Here is a 20681-nt window from a genome sequence, read left to right as displayed (position 1 = left end):
TAGCTGAGTGCAGCCAACAATCCTGCAACTTGAAGTATGACGGGTATACATTGAAATTAAGTGAGCGATCCATTTTGAGCATACCTTTATGCTTGTTACCTTTTTTTTGACACCAGTAAAATGACTATGGATAAATCCCTTGCACGTAAAATTAGCGGTGCATATCAGTCAACATATGGCCAACTTGTCCGCTTTTTCCGCAGTCGGCTCGATAACAGTAATGATGCAGATGATTTATCGCAGGATGTGTTTACACTATGGCTTAATCGCAAAGAACAGTCTCCAGTCAAAGAGAGTCGTGCCTATTTGTTTAAAATTGCTAACCATGTACTGATTGATCATTGGCGACGTAATCAACGCCAAGCTAAATCAGAGACTTCACTTGATGAAGTCACCCATGAGCTTAACTTTGAGCAAACTAACGAAGATCCGAGTGAAATACTGGAGCATCAACAGCGTATACAACGACTTAGCGACGCAATTGATTTATTACCCCCTCGCCGCCGAGAAGCATTTTTACTGTATCGTTTTGATGGATTATCCCAAAGTGAAATTGCTGAACGCATGGAAATTTCGATCAGTATGGTTGAGAAACATATTGCAGCAGCATTAGTACATTGTAAAAAACACCTTGATAATCAGGGCGATAATAGTTAATGACACCTTCGCAGAAGCCAGATGACGTAGAACGTATTGATGAAGAGGCTGCACGCTGGTTTACGCGTATGCACAGCCAGCGTATCACTGCCTTAGAATCAGAACAGTTCAAACAATGGCAACAAGCGTCACCGAAACATGCCAAAGCCTACGATGAAATCGCAGGTATTTGGCGTGATTTTGATGCTATGCCTCGTCCGGCCTCTGTGGCATTAACGCCGAAAAAACAGTATTTTTTTCGCCTATGGCGTCCTCTTGGCAATACCCTCGCCGCCTTTTTTATCGCTGCAATTCTATTTCTACCCTATAGCCATTTGCCATCCATGCTGCTTAACAATATGACCCTTGCGGCGACCGATAGCCCAAAAGAAGTTACTCTGCCCGATGGCTCACAACTTTATCTTAATCAACATACCCGCATTCGTGTGGCCTATGAAACACAAATACGTCATCTCTATTTGGATCAAGGCAGTGCTTACTTTAAAGTAAAATCTAACCCTTATCGCCCCTTTGTTATTCTCGCCGATGAAAGGCGAATTCAAGTGATTGGAACGGAGTTTGAGGTCAGTAAGAAGGCACAACAAGTTTTGGTGAATGTCAGCCAAGGCATTGTCAGTTTTCAAAGCGCGCCTGACAAAAAAGCGGTTTTGTTATTAGCCGGCGATAGCGCAACGAGTGCGGGCATTAACAGTACGATTGCACGCAGTAAAATCGACCCATTAAATGTGGCAAGATGGCGTTTTGGCGAACTGATTTTTGTTGATAAACCCCTCGCAGATGTACTGGCTGAACTTAAAGCTTATTCATCGATAAATATTGAATTATCTCCGAGTACGCTAGCGACCAGCAAAATTTCAGGTCGTATCAATTTACGTCAGTCAGAAAAGTTTTTTCAAGCCCTTCCCTCCCTCTTACCTGTCCAAGTCGTTTATCGAGATAACAATAATATATTGATTATTCAGAACAAAAAAAATAAATGAAAAATATTTTCATTTGCAGGTGAGGATAATTCTCATTTCACCCTCTTCTTAAGCAGAAGTCATTTTATTGGTCATTTTTCAGCACGTTTTTGTGCAGCTTAAGAATAAGGGATATCCATGTCTATTCAGTTTACGCTCGGTCGGTTAAAACCGCTCGCGCTGTCGGTGGCTGTTAGTAGCGCAATAATTTGTCAATCGGCGGTTGCGCAAGAGCAATCTTTTTCACTTCCTGAGCAGCCCCTCGCAACCTCTGTTGCACAAATCAGTACTCAGGGACAAATTCAGTTGCTCTATGATAAAGGGCAGCTCAACGGATTACGTGCCCCCGCATTGTCAGGAAATTTTACCGCGCAAACCGCATTACAAAAAATACTCATCGGTAGCGGATTAGAACTGATCAATGAAAATGGCGTATTGGTTATTCGTACGCAAAATTTAAACCAAGGCACATTGGTACTGCCAGAAACTCAAGTCTCTGGTGTGGTTCAGAATCACCCTTCCACTGATGTGATGTCAGCGCCGCAATATGTCACCTCCGAAGAAATCAGCCAAAAGAATACCGGTGACGGTAATATCACCGATTTGATGAAAACCAACCCTGCGGTACAGTTTGCCAATAACGACAGCAACTCGATGAACCAAGGGGAAATCAAACCTTCCCGTATCTCTATTCACGGTTCAAGCAGCTATCAAAATGCCTATCGTCTTGATGGTGTCAGCTTTAATAATGACTTTGACCCTGCCGATAGCGGCTTAGGTGAAACGTCGACCCGCTTAAGCAGTGGCGATCAGGGAATTTATATCGATAGCCGCCTTATCGATAGTATGGCGGTATATGACAATAATATTCCGGTTGAATTTGGTGGATTTACCGGCGGTACGGTTGAAGTGAACAGTCGCCGCTGGCAAGGCGAAAATAGTGCTCATGCTTATTATCGTCTAACCCGTTCTAGCTGGAACCACCTATACCATGACTCAACACAAGGTATTGATACAACCAAAAACGATACCGCAAACCCTGCTCGTTTCCAGAACCGTTATGATAAAGATGATTTCGGTGGATGGTTTGAATTAGGTGTCAGTGAAAACTCAGGGATCGTGTTTTCGGCCTCCCGTCGTAGTTCGACTATTCCAATGACGGTAACGGGAGGGGAAGCTTTTGTACTTGAAAATAATACGATTGAGCCAATTTTCTCCGATTCCGGAAAGAAAAATCAACGCCGTACTTCAGATAACTATTTCTTAAAATATTCTGTCGATTTATCTGAGAAGAGCTCACTCGATTTATCTGCCAACTATGCCTCTTATGATAGCCGACTGTTTTCTTCTTCAGTCAGTAATTCAGGCTATGACTCAACTCATGATGGCTTAGGTTTTACCGCTGTTTTCAAGCACCAATTAGAGCTGGGTCAATTAGAAGTGACGGCGAATACGCAAGATTTGAAAGATGACCGTCAAAATGACCAAAAATATTCATTGACCGTTCGGGCTACGGATGAAAACTGGCAAACAACAGAACGAAATAGTGGCGGTCTTGGTGATTTAGAATCAAAACAAAAAAACCACGGACTTAAAACAGTGATGCGTTTTAACGCACAAGAAGATGGCCTTGGTTTAACACATACACCAACTATGGGAGCTGAAGTTAACTACACCAAAGGCACTTACGTTCGAGACAACGATTATTTCCGTTATACCTACAGTGGCGACATTGATGAAAATGAGATCTATACCGGCCATCTGAGTAATATTACCCGCTTCCAAAAAGGGTCTTATTCCGCCGATTACACCAACTACGCGTTATTCCTTGATGACAGTATTCAATATGGCAAATTGATCCTACGCCCTGGGGTTCGCTTAGACCGTGATGACTTTGTTAATCGAACCAATATCGCGCCACGTTTAAGTGGAACTTACGATGTCTTTGGTGATAGCAAAACACAAATCATTGCCGGTGCTAACCGTTACTACGGCCGTTCAATGCTCACCTATGCGCTGTATGGCGCACAAAATGATGGTATGCAAAATTGTCTTGGTTATGACCCTAAAGAACCTTGCTCCCTGATCCCAGACAATAATAACTGGGATAACCAAAAAGATTATGAGGGCATTGATTCACTCAAAACCCCTTATAACGATGAGCTCACCCTTGCGCTGCAACAAGAAATTATGTCCACCACATGGCGCCTACAATATGTGCATCGCGAAGGTTATGACGAAGTTAGAACCCGTACTAAATACGATAACCCACGAGACCCAAATACACGGAGTATCCGTAGCTTTGATAACGGTGGGCGAAGTTCTCACGATACAGTGACCTTATCCGTTAATAACAGCCAACCTTGGGAATGGGCGGATGCATCCCACGTTATGAATGCCTCATTTACCTGGCAGCAAAGCGAAAGTAATACACCAAAAGATGCGGGCTACAACTCTTTCGACCCGGCCAATAAAGTGAACCTCAATAAAGTGTGGTATGACGGCAAAGTCATCGACGCATCAAAATTACCCTCAACCAGTTTTAACTCACCTATCAAGCTTAACCTCGAGCTAACCAGTGTGTGGGATGAATATGACCTAACTTTGTATAACCGCCTGCAATGGTGGGGTTCTCGTAACCAAGCGGTTCGTTATGACAATTCTTATTACTCGGATCCTGAAGTTGGGCAACTGCGTAAATACACCAAACAGAAGTTTGCTAGCAAATATACATGGGACACTCGCCTCGGCTGGAAACCTGATTTCACCTATGGCTTCGGCTTCTCCGTTGAAGTGAATAATGTGTTGAATAATAAAAATATTGCTGACCGATTTATGTTCGATGATCGCGTTTTAAAATCTTACGATCCGGGTCGTCAGTTCTGGTTACAGGTTAATTACGATCTTTAATTCAGTGCAAATTTGCAATGTGAGCCACGATAAAAAAGAAATAACGTCATGAAGACACTCAAACAATTTTTCTATTTAGTTAAACCTTTTTGGGGGCAGCGTGCTGCCCTGCTGTGCTGGATACTGCTATTTTCTTCATTAGGACTGACGCTGACATCAGTTTGGTTCAACGTCAAAATGAATGCATGGAATGGGGATTTTTATAACTCACTGCAAAAGCTGGATGGACAGGCTTTATATGGGTTATTACAGTACTTTGTTATATTAGTCAGCGGACTAATATTTGTTGTGGTGATGGGTAACTACCTGAAGCAAATGCTAATTATTCGTTGGCGTAAAGGGATGACCGAATTGATCCTCGGTCGTTGGTTATCACCCAACAGCAAACACTACATGCTGAGGCTGACTTCGCAAGAACCCGATAACCCAGACCAACGTATTGCTGAAGATATCCGTCTGTTAGTGGAATCAACCTTAAACCTGCTCGTGACCTTTTTGCATTCAATGCTAACGCTGGTCTCTTTTGCCGCCATTCTTTGGACGTTATCCGGTAGCCTGACATTTAATTTTTCAGGCAGTGATTGGACGATCCCGGGTTACATGTTTTGGGCTTGTATTATCTATACCCTCATCGGTATTGCCCTAACGCAATGGATTGGTTTTCCGTTACGTCGTTTGCATATGGATAAACAGCGTCGTGAAGCCGATTATCGTAGCACATTAATTAACTGCCGCCAGCATGGGGATGCCATCGCCGGTCAACGGGGTGAACAGCAAGATAGAACGGAATTAATGGGGCGCTTTAGTGAAATCATTAGCAACTGGAATCGCTTGATCCGTTGTGAACGGAACTTAGCTTTTTATACCGTTGGTTATCAACAAGTCACCGCCCTTGCTCCCGTCTTACTCGCGCTCCCAAAATTTCTTGCAGGCGAAATAATGCTAGGCGGATTAATGCAATTACGCCAAGCCTTTAGCAGTGTTGCCACCTCATTAGGCTGGTTTATTTTTGCCTATAAAGAGATAGCGGCGTGGCAAGCCACGGTTTCTCGTCTGTATAATTTTGTGATTTTACTGGAAAAGGATAAAGCCGCAGACGTCACTGTCGAAGAAAGCAAAACACCTCTTGTGGCAAATTTAACGGTTTCAACTGCCGATAACCGCCAGCTGATCAAAACCGTTAATTTAGTCGCCCAACAAGGGGAATTAATCTTAATTTCAGGTCGTTCGGGAATTGGTAAATCCACCTTACTACGTGCATTAAGTGGGCATTGGCCTTTCTTTTCAGGGAATATTTCCCGCACCCGTAATCTGATGTGGATCCCTCAACGCTTATATCTACCAATGAGTCGCTTAGACAGTTTACTCGCTTACCCCCAAAACGCATCACGGTTTAGCCAAGCGGATTTCCAATATGCATTAACTTTAGTGGGATTAAAAAAACTCCATCATCAATTAGCATTAGAAACCGATTGGAACAACCGCTTATCTGGCGGAGAACAGCAGCGCATTATGTTTGCACGCCTGTTACTTAATCGCCCTAAGTTATTGCTATTGGATGAAACCACCTCCGCCCTTGATGAAAATAGCGCCTTAGAATTACTGGCGCTACTGAAAGCGGAACTTCACGACAGCGCCATTGTATTAGTGAGCCATCAACGCTTTATTGCCTCATTGGCGGAACAAAACATTCATTTATCTGAATCATCTTTATCTGCGTCACAAGATGATGCCCATTTACCAACAGGAACTCCTGAATATGCATCGTAAAATCACGTTAGCAACCTTTATTGGTTTGCTGCTAGTCGGCTGTGCAGGTAGTGTCTCTCAGAATAACAATACACCGGCACTATTACCTGTTCGTAGTGATATCCAACATTATCAGTTAGATAATGGATTACAGGTTTACTTGCTGCAACGCAATCAACCCGGCGTTGAACTGCGTTTACTGGTCAACAGCGGTTCGCTACAAGAAAATGAGCAGCAACTGGGTTTAGCCCATTTTACTGAGCACATGGCGTTTAAAGGAACTAAACATTTTCCGGGAACCACTGGCTTTAAACAATTAGAACAGCAAGGGTTGAAACTGGGTAGCCACGTTAATGCGATCACCAGTTTAAACTCCACTCTGTATAAGCTTTCATTACCCGATGCAACCACCGCACAAGTCACCACGAGCCTACAAGTGATGGCAGATTGGGCATCAAACATGACTTTCGACCAAGATGCTTTTGAAAAAGAGCGCCCAGTGATTGTTGAAGAGTGGCGCTTACGCCAAGGGATGGGTTATCGCATCAATGATAGTCTAGAAAAATTACGTTACCACGGCAGCCGCTACGTTAATCGCAACCCGATTGGTTCACTCGATATTGTGCGTCAAGCTCCTATCGAACAAGCCAAAGATTATTATCAAACTTGGTATCAACCCCAACGTATGAGCCTGATTATTATTGGTGATTTTAATACTTCATCAGTACGCAATCAGGTGGATACCTTATTTGCCTTACCGAAACCTGAAAAAATGGCCCAAGACGACCCACAATGGAAATCCTTTGCGGGTTCGACCAATATGTTAGTTCAACCCGTGTTTGATAAAGAGCAAGGGGCTCGCTACGTGCAATTTTCACTGCAAAAAGACGTGCGTGCTCCACTGAATACTCGCCTTGGCCAATCAGATGACTTGATGGATAGTCTGTGGTTAGCCATTTTAAATCAGCGTTTTTCTGTGATGGTTGATAATGGTTTGATCCCATCAATCAGTATCAACGAACAAGGAGCGATGTTAGATAACCAACGCTTGCAGCAGTTGATGATAATTCACCCTAAAGGGAATGATTATGCTGGGGCAACTCAGATCCTGTTTACCGAATTACAAAGACTTGCCACCGAGCCTGTGACGCAAGAAGAACTCGATAGCGCCAAACAGGCCATGCTGAAAAAACTCAGCCAACAAGCGGCATCAGAACAACGCTATAGTAATGAATACCTTGCGGGGCAACTCACCACGGCATTGGAATATGAGATGCCAATGTGGAATAAACGCCAACAGCTTGATAATAGCTATCAGTTGATTAAAGATGTAAAACCACAGAATTTACAACAGCATGTGGCGGCTTTCCTACAAACTGCATCACCTCGTTTGGCATTAATCGGTCCCGATACTGATGCAGCGGCAATAGACAGCAAAACATTCAATGCGCAATGGCAACGTATTCGCCAAAGTTCACCAGGATCTTTTACCCTGCGTTCTCAAGCTATCCAATTGCAATTACCGCAAACAGCAAAAGGGTCGATTACCGATCAAGCAGCACTGCCCGTTGAAAAAACTGAACGCTGGACATTAAGTAATGGCATTCAAGTGATTGTTAAAGCGGATAAAAACCTAAAAGAAGATATCCAATTTAACTTACAACTACCGGGTGGGCGCTCTTTAGAAACTGCGCAAACTTCCGGGCTGACGGATTGGGCGCTAAAGCTGCCTGAAAGTAGTGGTTACGGGCAATACAGTGCACGGGATTTAGCGTTGCTCGCTAAACAAAATCAAATCTCACTGCGTCCTTATAGCGAGCTGCTGACCCATGGTTATCGCGGAAAAACACCGATTGATAACCTAGAAACCGCATTGCAACTGCTGAACTTAAAACTAACAGCACCACAATTTAGCGGTGAAAAACTTGAGCAACAAAAACAATCTTTTGCGCTGAATTTAGCCAAAGTACCCGTTGAGCGTACCTTTCTTGATAATATTAATCAGGAAAGTTACACCCACGGTGAAATGCTGGTTATTAACCCGCAAGGGGGTTGGAACCAATTTACTGCCCAGCAATTACAGCAAGCTAATCGCCAATTGTTAAGCTCTACCGCTGATATGACGCTGGTGATTAGTGGTGCAATGAATAGCCGTGAATTGAAACCCTTATTAGAGCAGTGGGTTGCATCCATTCCAGCAAGTAACCAAAAACTCACTTGGCGCGACCAAGGGATCATGCCAAAAATGGCAAGCTTCAATAAACGCTACCCGATCAGTAGCAGTGATAAAAGTATGGTAAGCATGCAATTTGCCACGCCAGCACAATGGTCTCAGCAAGATCAGCTCACTATGCAGCTTATCGATACCATTGTCAGTCAACGCTTGCGAAGTGAACTACGTGAAAAAGCCAGTGGTATTTATGCACTCGGTTTTTCACAAATGTTAGCGAAAAAGCCACAACCTTACTATTTTGCTCGTCTTAATTTCACCACCTCACCAGAGCGTGCTGAAGAGATGATCAAAATTGCACAAGCCACGATTGAGAAAATTCGCCAATCCGGTATCAATGAAAAAGAGCTCAATGAGGCGAAAAATATTTGGCTAACCGAGAATTCGCAAGTCACGGATAGTTCAGGTTATTGGACTGAAGCGCTGGCTCAAATTGCGGCGGATGATGGCCAATATCAGCGTTTAAACCAAGAACAAGGCATTATTCGCCAGCTCACAGTTAATGATGTAAACCGTCTGGCCCTTCAATATTTAGGGCAAAATTCAAAAGTGTTTATGATGACGCCATAGTGCTAGAAACATTAAGTTAAACAGCCAATAGACTGATATTTTTCAGTCTGTTGGCTTATGACTTATTTAATAAACCTCATACTTTAGCGCTGAAAAAAGTGAGAAATATTAGAACGCATATTTTTCACCTTTTTCGCTAAAACAAATACTGCCCACTCGATTCCTTTCAATATACGCTTACTTAGCTTTTCTGGTTTTTTATTTTTATATTCAATATTAGAAAAATCTTCTACTTTTACATTTACATTTATATATTTAGCGAATATAAGGCTCATCTTTTCAATTATATCATTGGGTGCAGTGTCTACTATCCTTCCCCATAATGCTTGCATCTTAAGGATGAAACTTTCAGCTATTTCCTTCTCTTTCAACGTATTAATTTTTGCATCAAGTTGATATAACTGAGTATCTGACATCTCCTTTTTATTATTAATTTCATTTATTAACTCATTGACATCTTCAAATATATTAACATTTCCCATCAGCTTAACGGGAGGCTGCTTAATCGCAGATAAATTATTTTCAATAACATCAATCATGTCATTTTGATTCAATTGTTGTGAATCACCCATTCCATTCAAATAGTTAACAATAAATTCATTCGTCACTGATTTATATTTAAGATCAGAAATAACATGGCATAAATCATAAAGCTTTAGACCAAAATCATCCGATGTAAGCTCATTTTTAATATTATCAATCTCTTTTGAAAGGCTATTCAACGATTCTTTTTTAATATGATTAATTTTCAATATATTATAAAAATAGCTTTCCACACGTTCCGGGAAATTGATACTCTCCATCATTGAAGGGATCGTTTGTGGATTCGGCTTGACCGCTATTTTAACAAGTAAACTCAATTCTTTTGAAATACCCTCTGATTTTTCTTCTTTTACTTTATTTTCTATTGGTTTGTCTAATTTCGTTAAATACTGAGAACAAACCGCCTCTATTTTTTGATGAACTTTATCCGCTAACTTACGCTTTGCTAAAATTTCTATTAAAGATTTTAATTCCAATTCAAAATCATCTAAAGAAAGGTGTTGTTTCATACCTTGTAGTTTATCACTGATTTTATTTAATGTTTTTACCGAAACATCAAAATTTCCTTTTTTTAATTCAATAATATCTCTTATTGTATGTTCAGAGCTTATCTTATTGAAGGTTGATAATTTCACATCAGCTATCTTATTTGATATTATATTTTCTACATTTACTTTTGTAATGGAATCAGACAAACTAGAACTTAACTTTTCACTGGCAGCGAGGGTATCTCCCTTTATTTTCGGCTTACTCCCACTAATGTTAGAAAGCTCAGATTTTTTTAGCGCATCAAATTGCTTTATTTTTGTTATTCCTTTCCTAAATTTATTAGCAGATTTATTAAAAAAAACTTTACTCTTATTTTTAATCGTACTAGGAATATCTGTATAGACTTTATAACTAATTGAACTAGGCATAATATACTTCCTTTATTTAAAATAAAAAACACCTTAGGATAATATATCGGAAAAGCCAGTATCGATATTATATATCGATACTGGCTTGCTTATCTAAATCAACATCACACTCACATTTAACCACATAATGAGTTAATTGATTTCATTGACACAGAGTGAATTTAATGTGAACAATATATTTTTAATCTAATCATGAAGATATATATTATGAGTAACCTGACGATACGTAGAGCAACAATAGAAGATATCCCCACTATCACTAAGATGCATGCAGATTATTCAACCTATGCGAATACACTCCAACTGCCCTACCCAACCACAAAAACATGGGAAGCAAGGCTCAGCACAGACAATCCACTCGTCACCCAATTTGTTGCGACTATTGATAATGTCGTGGTTGGGCTTTTAGTGATTAGCCAAGCAGAGCAAGTGAGGCGCAAACATGTCGCGACGTTTGGTATCACCGTAAGCGAATCTCATCAAGGTAAAGGAATTGGCACGAAGCTAATGCAAGTAATGGTGGATTATTGCGATAATTGGCTCAATATCCATCGTATTGAATTGGAAGTTTTTGCCGATAATGGCAGTGGTGTTGGACTATATGAAAAGTTTGGCTTTGAACTTGAAGGAAGAATGCGTGATTACGCTTTTCGTGACGGGAAATATGTTGATGCCGTTATGATGAGCCGAATTAATAAAAAATGAATAGCAGTACCACATTCATTATGTGGTACTTGATCCACTTTTATTATTTATTAACGCGAGACACCCACTAAACTACGTAATGGAATGCCAAATTGCCCATGTAAACGACGGATCATAGGCAGTGTTAAATTACGCTTTCCATTCAATACTTCATATACTCGATTAGCTTTACCAATTGCACTCTCTAGGTCCTTGACGGTTAAGCCTTGTTGTTCCATGCGAAATTTAATCGCTTCAATTGGATCAGGTGCTTCGATAGGGTAGTGCCTTTTCTCATATTCTTCTATTAATAAACACATGACTTCAAAGTAGTCCCCTTCAGGGCTATTCATCGCGGGCTCATTATCAAACATTGGAGAAACTGCTCGTAAGGCAGCTTTATAGTCTTGCTCTGTTCTGATGGGTTTAATTTTCATAATCATGACTCTAACTCCACCGTTTCTGCGTCAATTTTATCATATTGTTCATGAGTACCAATGAACTTAACAAATATCCATCCACGCTGATATGCAATAGCGACAATTAACCGGTAATTATTTCCTTTTATATTGAATACCACGCGCTTATTTTTCAATATGCTCGTGCTTCGGTACATTCCTTTTATCTCTGAAGGTGTTTTCCATGTTGCCTTAATGGTTTCATCTAACCAAGCCTTCAACGGTTGTTCTGACTCTGGGTATCGTCCCCAAAAATCTTTCAGCGTCTTTATGGATATAATTTTCATTTGGACAGAATAGTCCCACTTTGGGACTGCGTCAAGAAATCGATCCCATTTTGGGACTTAGTACAATCAACATTTTTTAACCATAAAAAATGCCACATCATCGACGTGGCATCAATAAATCACTATACCGGTAATACTTTAAATTGCTGTGTTACTGATGACCTACAACTCAAATTATTTTGGTATATAGCAAAAAGATTATTTATCGCCTAACAGAACAGAATCCAGTGCGATTTCAATCATTTCGTTAAAGGTCGTTTGGCGCTCATCTGCGGTAGTTTGCTCGCCTGTTTTGATATGATCAGAAACAGTACAGATGGTCAGTGCACGTGCACCAAACTCTGCGGCAACACCATAGATACCTGCGGCTTCCATTTCAACACCAAGAATGCCGTATTTCTCCATCACTTTGAACATGTCTGGATCTGGCGAATAGAATAGGTCTGCTGAGAATAGGTTACCCACACGAACATTTACATTTTTTGCTTTTGCAGCTTCAACGGCATTATGCACTAACTCATAATCGGCAATTGCAGCGAAATCATTTTCTTTAAAACGTTGGCGGTTAACACGGGAATCAGTACATGCACCCATACCAATAACAACATCACGCAGTTTAACATCATCCATCACTGCGCCGCATGAACCTACACGGATAATCACTTTTACACCGAAATCAGTGATCAGTTCTTTGGCATAGATAGAGCAAGAAGGAATACCCATACCGTGACCCATCACTGAGATCTTACGGCCTTTATAAGTTCCGGTAAAACCTAGCATGCCACGAACGTTATTCACTTGACGAACATCTTGCAGGAAAGTTTCTGCGATGTATTTAGCACGCAGTGGGTCACCTGGCATCAAGACGACATCCGCGAAATCACCCATTTCTGCATTAATATGTGGAGTTGCCATTGTTATTCCCTTCAAATAATAAAATTAATGAAAATAAATAAGGTGGGATCTCCACCTTATTTTAAATAATTAACGCGGTACCGCTTAGAGCATCGGCTTACCGTAATCCATTGGCGACAAATCAAAGTATTTCGCGACTGTCTGGCCGATATCCGCAAATGTTTCACGATGTCCTAAAGAACCCGGTTTAACTTTTGGTCCATAAACCAGAACAGGGATATGCTCACGAGTATGGTCTGTACCCGGCCAAGTTGGGTCACAACCGTGGTCGGCGGTCAGAATTAAGATATCGTCTTCTTTTACCAGTTTCATCAGTTCAGGTAAGCGACGGTCAAATAGTTCTAATGCGGCAGCATAACCTGCAACATCACGACGGTGGCCGTAAGATGAATCGAAATCAACAAAGTTGGTGAACACAATAGTGTTATCACCCGCCAGTTTCATTTCTTCAACGGTTGCATCGAACAGTGCATCAATACCGGTTGCTTTGATTTTTTTAGTGATACCAACGTGGGCATAAATATCAGCAATTTTACCGATAGAAACAACCTCACCTTGTTTTTCTTCCACTAATTTTTTTAATACTGTTGGTGCTGGTGGCTCAACCGCTAAGTCATGGCGGTTACCCGTACGCTCAAAATTACCCGCTTTGTCACCCACAAATGGACGTGCAATAACACGACCAATGTTATAGCCACCTTTGGTTAATTCTTCACGAGCAATTTCACACAGCTCATACAGTTTATCTAAGCCATAAGTCTCTTCATGACACGCAATCTGGAATACGGAGTCAGCAGAAGTATAGAAAATCGGTTTGCCCGTTTTCATGTGCTCTTCACCCAATTGATCCAAGATCACCGTACCCGATGAGTGGCAGTTCCCCAGATAACCAGGCAAATTAGCTTTCTCTACGAGTGTATCGAGTAATGCTTGTGGGAAACTATTTTCCTCATCAGAAAAATAACCCCAATCAAAAAGCACCGGAACACCTGCGATTTCCCAGTGACCTGATGGCGTATCTTTACCCGAAGAAATTTCACTCGCATAACCGTACGCGCCAATAATTTCTGCATTTGGATCAAGACCCGCAGGGAATGAACCGCTTGATTCTTCCCCTGCTTTACCTAAACCTAATTTTGTTAGATTCGGCAGATTCAGTGGACCTTTACGACCAATATCGGCTTCACCGCGAGCACATGCATCGGCAATGTGACCGAGTGTATTTGAACCTTCATCGCCGAATTTGTGTGCATCATGTGCAGCACCGATCCCAAAGGAATCTAAAACCATAATAAATGTGCGTTTCATATTTATTCTCCTGCGGTATGTTTAAATTAACACACGGCTAAAATCTATCTTATTTATTCACTAATTTGACGATACACCATCGGTGTACTCTCAACAGCCTTATCACCAATAATCATAGCATCGCGAACTTCTTTCGCCGCTTCTTCCCAGGCTTTTTCACTATTTGCATGGATCATCGCCAATGGGGTTTTAGTATCAACTTTGCTGCCTAATGCCGCAATGTCACTCAAACCAACGCTATAATCGATAGGATCAGTGGCTTTACGACGACCGCCACCTAATGTCACTACGGACATACCCAGTGCGCGAGTATCCATTTGCGTAATAATACCGTCTTTCGGTGCGTAAACTGCTTTACTTAATACTGCTGTTGGCAGGTACTTATCATAATTTTCAACGAAGTCTGCTGGACCTTTTTGTGCCGCAACCATACGACCAAAGACTTCCGCAGCTTTACCGTTATCCAATACCGCTTGTAATTTTTTACGCGCATCTGCTCTGTCAGTTGCCAGCGTGCCTGAAACTAACATCTCAACGCACAGCGCCATCGTGACTTCGTACAAACGTGGATTACGGTATTCACCGGTTAGGAATTGTACGGCTTCACGCACTTCAACCGCATTACCTGCGCTTGATGCAAGGACTTCATTCATATCAGTGAGCAATGCGGTGGTTTTGCAACCTGCGCCATTGGCGACTTGGACGATAGACTCTGCAAGTTGCTCTGATTTTTCATAGGTTGGCATAAATGCACCGGAACCCACTTTTACGTCCATCACTAATGCATCCAGACCTTCGGCAAGTTTTTTACCTAAGATTGATGCGGTAATAAGAGGGATAGAATCAACCGTTGCTGTAATATCGCGTGTTGCATAAAAACGTTTGTCAGCAGGTGCTAATGAATTTGTCTGACCAATAATGGCAACACCGACAGTGCTGATAATATCGCGAAAACGGGTATCATCAGGGAAAATATCAAAACCCGGGATCGCTTCGAGTTTATCTAAGGTACCGCCAGTATGACCCAGCCCACGCCCCGAAATCATCGGAACATAACCACCACATGCCGCCACCATTGGGCCTAACATTAATGAGGTAACATCACCGACCCCCCCTGTTGAGTGTTTATCAACTAGCGGGCCATTGAGGTTTAATGATTTCCAGTTCAGAACCGTTCCAGAATCACGCATCGCCAGTGTTAGCGCCACACGTTCAGGCATTGTCATATCATTAAAGTAAATAGTCATCGCCAATGCAGCGATTTGACCTTCAGAAACCGAATTGTCACGCACGCCATTAATAAAGAAGCGAATTTCTTCTTCACTTAACGGTTTACCATCACGCTTTTTACGGATAATTTCTTGTGCCAAAAACACGGTATACTCCTTAATTCAGATAGAATTTATTGGCTAATAATACCGCGGCCATCATCATAGATAGGCAAAGCCTAAATAAAAGGATCTACCCGTTATATTCCAAGTTGCAGGGTTATTGCTTACCTACAACTCGAATTATTTTGGGTATAGACGCTAACTCGCGATCAACGATTGTGGTAATTAGCCATTATAATTAACGGTTCTAACTAATAACTGCTACTTGATTTTTTAACATCAAAGCCGAGCGTATTTAATAAGCTCGCTAATAAACTTGATGCGCCAAAACGGAAATGGCGAGAATCTGCCCAGTTATCACCTAAAATTCTACCTGCTAATGCTAAGTATTCCGCAGCTTCTTCCGCCGTGCGAACACCACCAGCGGGTTTGAAACCAACACTTTTCGCTACGCCCATATCATGAATAACCTGCATCATGATTTCTGCGCTTTCGAGCGTTGCGTTTACAGGCACTTTACCTGTAGACGTTTTAATAAAATCTGCGCCCGCTTTAATTGAAATTTCTGACGCTTTGCGGATCAATTCAGGGTCTTTTAGTTCACCTGTTTCGATAATAACTTTTAATAATACATTTTCAGCCGCGCAAGCTTCTTTACAGGCTTTCACTAAATCAAAGCCGATTTTTTCATTACCTGCGATGAGTGCTCGGTATGGGAATACGACGTCAACATCATCCGCACCATAAGCAATCGCCGCTTTAGTTTCCGCTAATGCAATTTCAATATCATCATTTCCGTGCGGGAAGTTTGTCACTGTTGCGATGCGAATGTCAGGGGTGCCTTGTTCACGCAAAGTTTTGCGCGCAATAGGAATAAAACGAGGGTAAATACAGATAGCCGCAGTGTTACCTGCTGGGCTTTTCGCTTGATGGCATAATGCGATAACTTTTTCATCAGTATCATCATCATTTAATGTGGTTAAATCCATCAAGTTCAGTGCGCGTTGCGCAGCTGCTTTTAAATCAGTCATATAACTCTCCAACGTTGTTAATTCTTTCAGAACGACATGTTCTTTGTTGGCGAGCGGGCTTGTTCCTTAAAGATGCCTGTCGGACGCATTCCGAACTCAGCAGCTGAGATCCTTCTCACCGCACGATGCCCTAGAGTACGATACTCTGAGAACTAGCAGTTCCATGGCAACTTACTTGTATCCATTTGACCATGGAATAGGGCTTTTTTATGTGCTACAAATCACATTAATCGACTGAACGTTACATTATTAAAATCAAAAGTGTGATTCAACTATCAATTATACCCGATCTATCTTCAGTTTTATTCGCTCAAATGGCTTTTTAATTACCTGCGTCATCATTAATTGACTACGTTAAGCGTAGTCGAAAAATTGAAATTGCCTATAAGAGAGAAAAAAGAATATTTATCCTAAATAAATTGAGGTGCCTGATTATTGATATGACTCAGTAATCAGGCGCCTTGAAGTATGACAGGTATTACTAAAAATATGAAAGCGAAAGGCGCAATCCGCCTTTCGCAAAAATAGAAAATTAAAATACTGCCATGGCGGTGAGCGTTAAGAAGAAACCTGCAATTGTTGCACTCATTAAGTTAGAGAGAGTGCCTGCCATAACCGCTTTCATACCGAGGCGAGCAACATCACCACGGCGATTAGGTGCCATTCCGCCTAAACCACCAAGTAAAATAGCCACAGAGGATAAGTTGGCAAAACCACACAACGCAAATGAAATAATCGCTTTAGTATGATCCGATAACACTTGTTTACCCGCAGCCAAGACTTCTGCATCTGCTTTCATGTATTCACCGAAGTTCATGAAAGCAACGAATTCATTCACAACCACTTTTTGGCCAATAAATGAGCCTGCGATTGTCGCTTCGCTCCATGGCACACCAATTAAATAAGCAATGGGTGCAAATACCCACCCGAGGATTAATTCAAGAGACAGTTGCGGATAATCAAACCAGCCGCCAATCCCCCCTAAAATACCGTTGACCAACGCAATCAATGCGATAAAGGCTAATAGCATTGCCCCCACATTCAAAGCAAGTTGCATGCCTGATGCCGCACCGGATGCCGCAGCATCAATAATATTGGCAGGGCGTTCATCTTCAGCCACTAAATCCATCGCATTGACTCTATCTTGCGCATCTTCAGTTTCTGGAACCATCAGCTTAGCAAATAGAAGACCACCCGGTGCTGCCATAAAGGATGCCGCAATAAGGTATTCCATTGGCACACCCATTTGCGCATAACCCGCCAATACAGAGCCAGCAACCGATGCCAAGCCACCACACATAATGGCAAATAGCTCAGAGGTTGTCATTGTGGCAATGTATGGACGTACAACAAGTGGCGCCTCAGTTTGTCCAACGAAAATATTCGCGGTCGCTGACAGGGATTCTGTTCTTGATGTACCGAGTAATTTTTGCAAACCGCCACCAAGTACTTTGATGACTAATTGCATAACGCCTAAATAGTAAAGTACCGCGATCAATGAAGAGAAAAAGACGATAATAGGCAAAACACGCAGGGCGAAAACAAAGCCACCACTGCCAAAGAGTTCGAACATTTTATCGGAAACTAGCCCACCGAAGATGAAACTCATTCCGTCTTGGCCATAGCCAATGACTTTAGAAACGCCATTTGACATCCCTTCCAGCACGCTGCGCCCAGCAGGTACATAAAGAACAAATGCGCCAATAATTAGCTGTATTAGAAAAGCACCGCCGACGGTACGAAGCCTAATTGCTCGACGATTGCTGGAAAATAAAACGGCTATTGCAATAAGCACCGCCATCCCAACAATACTCATAATGAGTTGCATGGAAGTATCCCTGTTCACTTAATTCTAGATTGATGTATAAGGAAACTGATCTGTTTCCTTGACGCTTAGGTCGATGATTATACCTAGTCACTGCCAATAACTCGTAATGTTCATCACAAATACAAAGTGCAATCGACAACAAAAATTCAAACCTTGTGATCGATATCACAATAATCATTCGGTTTAATCTGGAAAGCGATTAAAGTAATAAAAATAAGCAATAAAAGCAGGAAGGGTTAAATTGGAAAAAAAAATGAAGTTATATAAATTTTATTTATATATTAATTGTTTTTGGCTGGGTAAGATTAAATAACGCCAAGCTATTATTGTAAAGCTGCTGGGCTATTTCATCAGGTGATTCGTGGCGTAGTTCACATAATGTACGAAAAATAGATACGATGCGCTCAGGGCGATTGGCTTCTCCTTGGAAACCAGATACCGGCATATCAGGGGCATCTGTTTCAAATAAAAGCGTGCTTAAGGGTAATTCAGCCATGACTTGACGCGTCTTATTGGCGCGCTCATACGTAATCGTACCTCCTACGCCAATATAATATCCTAGCTTAATAAATGCCTGTGCTTGGGAAAGGCTTCCCGCAAATCCATGAACAACACCTCGTGCTGGTACATCAAAACGTCGAAGCATAGCGGCGAGTTGATCATGACTTTTACGTGAATGTAAGATCACCGGTAAATCAAATTGTTTAGCGAGCTTTAATTGTGTCGACAGTACCATTTGTTGCCTTTCAAATAGCGGATCTTGCATATAAAGATCAAGGCCAATCTCACCTATCGCAACACATTTATGACTTTTTTTCTTGAGGTAATCTATCAATATTTCAATATGTGGATATTCAAAAGCATGCAAATATAATGGGTGAAAACCGAGCGCGGCGTACAATTGCGGAACTTGATGCGCTAGCTGCCAAATACGTTCAAAATTATCGACGCTAACTGCCGGAATGATGATATCCCTCACGCCAGCTTGCTTGGCTAAATATAAGCTATTATCGAGTGTGTCACTGAACGGTGGAAAATCAAAGTGACAATGGGTATCGATAAACAAGTGCTTAGCCATCATGATGCTCACTGGCTTGCATTACTTGTGATTCAATTGAGTCGACTGTATTTCTCACCAAGGCAGGAATTAAATCCCCCTGTTGCGGTATATCCTCTTGCGTATCGATCGGATTAAATTCAATATTTTTTTGGATGATACGACTGAAGCTTTCATCATGAGTAAAGCTGTGGCCAAGTGCAGCAATAAAGTAGCGACCACAACGTCTTCCAGTATGGTAATCCTGATTCAATGAAGATACACGGCTTCCCAATGCGCTACTTCTTAGCGGTGTCGGCGGGTAAATTTCAAATACCTGCACGTTTTTCGGTGGGTTTTCAATAAATTCTTGTGTTTTACGATAGCTTTTCAGATGAACTTTTAACATTGCGGCCATGCGCTGCAAGTTACTATTATCCCCTTCCAACCAGCGCGTCATTCGTTTTACCCACTCAGGCGTAAAATACATTTGCGAAGGAACGGTACGGACAACCACAATCGTATCAGCCCCACGACGATAAGCTTCTTCCACAGGGATAGCCGCACTGATGCCACCATCGTGATACAAGGTCCCTTCAAATTCGACACCGGTACGGTAGAAACCCGGTATCGCACTGGATGCACGAATAATATCAAGCCAAGAGTCTGCAGTGGGTTGTAAAAATTCAGCAGAAAAATCGTCGCTACGGCTCGCTCCCATATAAAATTCACGCCCTGATTTGAGCAATTCAAGCCCGACATCCATTTGTAATGGGAATTCTGTTGCTATCGAATCGACGAGCCAATCAAGGTCAATAAGATGACCGCCGCGAATAAATCTCAGTGGATTAAAAAACAAAGGGTTAGTTGTATAACGCGTGATCACCCGACGCGCATAGCCCACTTGGCCACAGACATAAGCAGAAAGATTTTGCGCCCCTGCTGACGTGCCAATCATTAAATCAAAAGGATTAAAACCGGCAATAAGAAACTCGTCCAGCACACCCGCTGTAAAAATACCGCGCTGACCACCACCTTCACAGATAAGCGCTGTTTTTCCTGGATTGATTTTATCAAAAAAAGCGAGGGGCTCAATAGTGCCCAGTGTCACTGATACGTGCTTTCCCATATATACCCTTTGGTAATAGGTTCTTTAATTTTCTGATGATAATGAAATTGACGGTGAAAGCTAAAACCCATATAAAAAATGAGCTTTCACTGAAAGCCCATTTTAACGAAACCGCACAATAAATACGCAACAATTTGAG

At 41.8% G+C, this 20681-nt stretch carries 16 protein-coding genes; 6 read left to right on the top strand and 10 right to left on the bottom strand.

Annotation, left to right across the window (positions count from 1 at the left end; all coding sequences use genetic code 11):
- Positions 1–120 precede the first annotated feature (120 nt).
- The 5 genes from M998_RS13645 to M998_RS13625 all read left to right on the top strand — a co-directional run bounded on the left by M998_RS13645 (position 121) and on the right by M998_RS13625 (position 9075).
- Complete coding sequence (locus M998_RS13645; RefSeq protein WP_068909364.1) at positions 121–657, top strand: RNA polymerase sigma factor; 537 nt, start codon at positions 121–123, stop codon at positions 655–657.
- Positions 657–1637, top strand: a complete 981-nt coding sequence (locus M998_RS13640) for a FecR family protein (RefSeq protein WP_068909362.1) — start codon at positions 657–659, stop codon at positions 1635–1637. Before M998_RS13645 ends, M998_RS13640 begins: the two co-directional genes overlap by 1 nt.
- A 117-nt stretch (positions 1638–1754) precedes the next feature.
- Entirely contained in the window at positions 1755–4526 is a 2772-nt protein-coding gene (locus tag M998_RS13635) for a secretin and TonB N-terminal domain-containing protein (protein ID WP_068909361.1), read from the top strand.
- Positions 4527–4574: 48 nt separating this feature from the next.
- The gene (locus M998_RS13630) at positions 4575–6296 is read left to right on the top strand and encodes an ABC transporter ATP-binding protein/permease (RefSeq protein ID WP_068909359.1); all 1722 of its coding nucleotides are present in this window, start codon (positions 4575–4577) and stop codon (positions 6294–6296) included.
- Positions 6286–9075 carry a M16 family metallopeptidase gene (locus tag M998_RS13625; protein WP_068909357.1) on the top strand — a complete coding sequence of 930 codons (2790 nt, stop codon included), beginning with the start codon at positions 6286–6288 and terminating at the stop codon, positions 9073–9075. Before M998_RS13630 ends, M998_RS13625 begins: the two co-directional genes overlap by 11 nt.
- Before the next feature lie 83 nt (positions 9076–9158).
- Here the strand turns inward: M998_RS13625 and M998_RS13620 are convergent, their stop codons facing one another.
- Positions 9159–10535, bottom strand: coding sequence for a hypothetical protein (locus M998_RS13620; protein WP_068909355.1), 1377 nt, complete (start codon positions 10533–10535; stop codon positions 9159–9161).
- Between the two features lie 207 nt (positions 10536–10742).
- Here M998_RS13620 and M998_RS13615 point away from each other — a divergent pair, with 207 nt between their 5' ends.
- Positions 10743–11240, top strand: a complete 498-nt coding sequence (locus M998_RS13615; protein ID WP_068909354.1) for a GNAT family N-acetyltransferase — start codon at positions 10743–10745, stop codon at positions 11238–11240.
- Between the two features lie 50 nt (positions 11241–11290).
- Here M998_RS13615 and M998_RS13610 read toward each other — a convergent pair whose 3' ends face one another.
- From M998_RS13610 to M998_RS13570, 9 genes are all read right to left on the bottom strand, one after another.
- On the bottom strand, positions 11291–11656 hold the full coding sequence (locus M998_RS13610) for a helix-turn-helix domain-containing protein (protein ID WP_068439656.1): 366 nt from the start codon (positions 11654–11656) through the stop codon (positions 11291–11293).
- Between the two features lie 2 nt (positions 11657–11658).
- Complete coding sequence (locus M998_RS13605) at positions 11659–11964, bottom strand: type II toxin-antitoxin system HigB family toxin (RefSeq protein WP_068909352.1); 306 nt, start codon at positions 11962–11964, stop codon at positions 11659–11661.
- 198 nt (positions 11965–12162) lie between these two features.
- Positions 12163–12879 carry a purine-nucleoside phosphorylase gene (gene deoD, locus M998_RS13600; protein WP_068439119.1) on the bottom strand — a complete coding sequence of 239 codons (717 nt, stop codon included), beginning with the start codon at positions 12877–12879 and terminating at the stop codon, positions 12163–12165.
- An 84-nt stretch (positions 12880–12963) separates the two neighbouring features.
- Entirely contained in the window at positions 12964–14187 is a 1224-nt protein-coding gene (deoB, locus tag M998_RS13595) for a phosphopentomutase (RefSeq protein WP_068439117.1), read from the bottom strand.
- A 53-nt stretch (positions 14188–14240) separates the two neighbouring features.
- Entirely contained in the window at positions 14241–15563 is a 1323-nt protein-coding gene (deoA, locus tag M998_RS13590; RefSeq protein ID WP_068909349.1) for a thymidine phosphorylase, read from the bottom strand.
- 206 nt (positions 15564–15769) lie between these two features.
- Positions 15770–16549: a deoxyribose-phosphate aldolase gene (gene deoC / locus M998_RS13585; protein ID WP_068439113.1), complete on the bottom strand. Its 780-nt coding sequence runs from the start codon at positions 16547–16549 to the stop codon at positions 15770–15772.
- Positions 16550–17081: 532 nt separating this feature from the next.
- Positions 17082–18365, bottom strand: coding sequence for a NupC/NupG family nucleoside CNT transporter (locus M998_RS13580; protein ID WP_175403169.1), 1284 nt, complete (start codon positions 18363–18365; stop codon positions 17082–17084).
- A gap of 286 nt (positions 18366–18651) precedes the next feature.
- On the bottom strand, positions 18652–19458 hold the full coding sequence (locus M998_RS13575) for a TatD family hydrolase (RefSeq protein WP_068909348.1): 807 nt from the start codon (positions 19456–19458) through the stop codon (positions 18652–18654).
- The gene (locus tag M998_RS13570; RefSeq protein ID WP_068439108.1) at positions 19448–20542 is read right to left on the bottom strand and encodes a patatin-like phospholipase family protein; all 1095 of its coding nucleotides are present in this window, start codon (positions 20540–20542) and stop codon (positions 19448–19450) included. The genes M998_RS13575 and M998_RS13570 overlap by 11 nt, the downstream gene beginning before the upstream one ends.
- Between the last annotated feature and the right edge of the window lie 139 nt (positions 20543–20681).

Source organism: Providencia heimbachae ATCC 35613 (genome assembly GCF_001655055.1).
In the GTDB taxonomy this organism is placed as follows: domain Bacteria; phylum Pseudomonadota; class Gammaproteobacteria; order Enterobacterales; family Enterobacteriaceae; genus Providencia; species Providencia heimbachae.
Note: the sequence above shows the minus strand (reverse complement) of the source record. Positions and strands in the feature narration are given on the sequence as shown.

What these genes read in the sequence shown, in the direction of transcription:
- M998_RS13575 (WP_068909348.1), bottom strand. Translation starts at nt 19,458, where the DNA reads ATGATGGCTAAGCACTTGTTTATCGATACCCATTGTCACTTTGATTTT.
- M998_RS13635 (WP_068909361.1), top strand. Translation starts at nt 1,755, where the DNA reads ATGTCTATTCAGTTTACGCTCGGTCGGTTAAAACCGCTCGCGCTGTCG.
- M998_RS13640 (WP_068909362.1), top strand. Translation starts at nt 657, where the DNA reads ATGACACCTTCGCAGAAGCCAGATGACGTAGAACGTATTGATGAAGAG.
- M998_RS13610 (WP_068439656.1), bottom strand. Translation starts at nt 11,656, where the DNA reads ATGAAAATTAAACCCATCAGAACAGAGCAAGACTATAAAGCTGCCTTA.
- deoB (WP_068439117.1), bottom strand. Translation starts at nt 14,187, where the DNA reads ATGAAACGCACATTTATTATGGTTTTAGATTCCTTTGGGATCGGTGCT.
- M998_RS13645 (WP_068909364.1), top strand. Translation starts at nt 121, where the DNA reads ATGACTATGGATAAATCCCTTGCACGTAAAATTAGCGGTGCATATCAG.
- M998_RS13625 (WP_068909357.1), top strand. Translation starts at nt 6,286, where the DNA reads ATGCATCGTAAAATCACGTTAGCAACCTTTATTGGTTTGCTGCTAGTC.
- M998_RS13570 (WP_068439108.1), bottom strand. Translation starts at nt 20,542, where the DNA reads ATGGGAAAGCACGTATCAGTGACACTGGGCACTATTGAGCCCCTCGCT.
- deoD (WP_068439119.1), bottom strand. Translation starts at nt 12,879, where the DNA reads ATGGCAACTCCACATATTAATGCAGAAATGGGTGATTTCGCGGATGTC.
- M998_RS13620 (WP_068909355.1), bottom strand. Translation starts at nt 10,535, where the DNA reads ATGCCTAGTTCAATTAGTTATAAAGTCTATACAGATATTCCTAGTACG.
- M998_RS13580 (WP_175403169.1), bottom strand. Translation starts at nt 18,365, where the DNA reads ATGAGTATTGTTGGGATGGCGGTGCTTATTGCAATAGCCGTTTTATTT.
- M998_RS13605 (WP_068909352.1), bottom strand. Translation starts at nt 11,964, where the DNA reads ATGAAAATTATATCCATAAAGACGCTGAAAGATTTTTGGGGACGATAC.
- M998_RS13615 (WP_068909354.1), top strand. Translation starts at nt 10,743, where the DNA reads ATGAGTAACCTGACGATACGTAGAGCAACAATAGAAGATATCCCCACT.
- deoC (WP_068439113.1), bottom strand. Translation starts at nt 16,549, where the DNA reads ATGACTGATTTAAAAGCAGCTGCGCAACGCGCACTGAACTTGATGGAT.
- M998_RS13630 (WP_068909359.1), top strand. Translation starts at nt 4,575, where the DNA reads ATGAAGACACTCAAACAATTTTTCTATTTAGTTAAACCTTTTTGGGGG.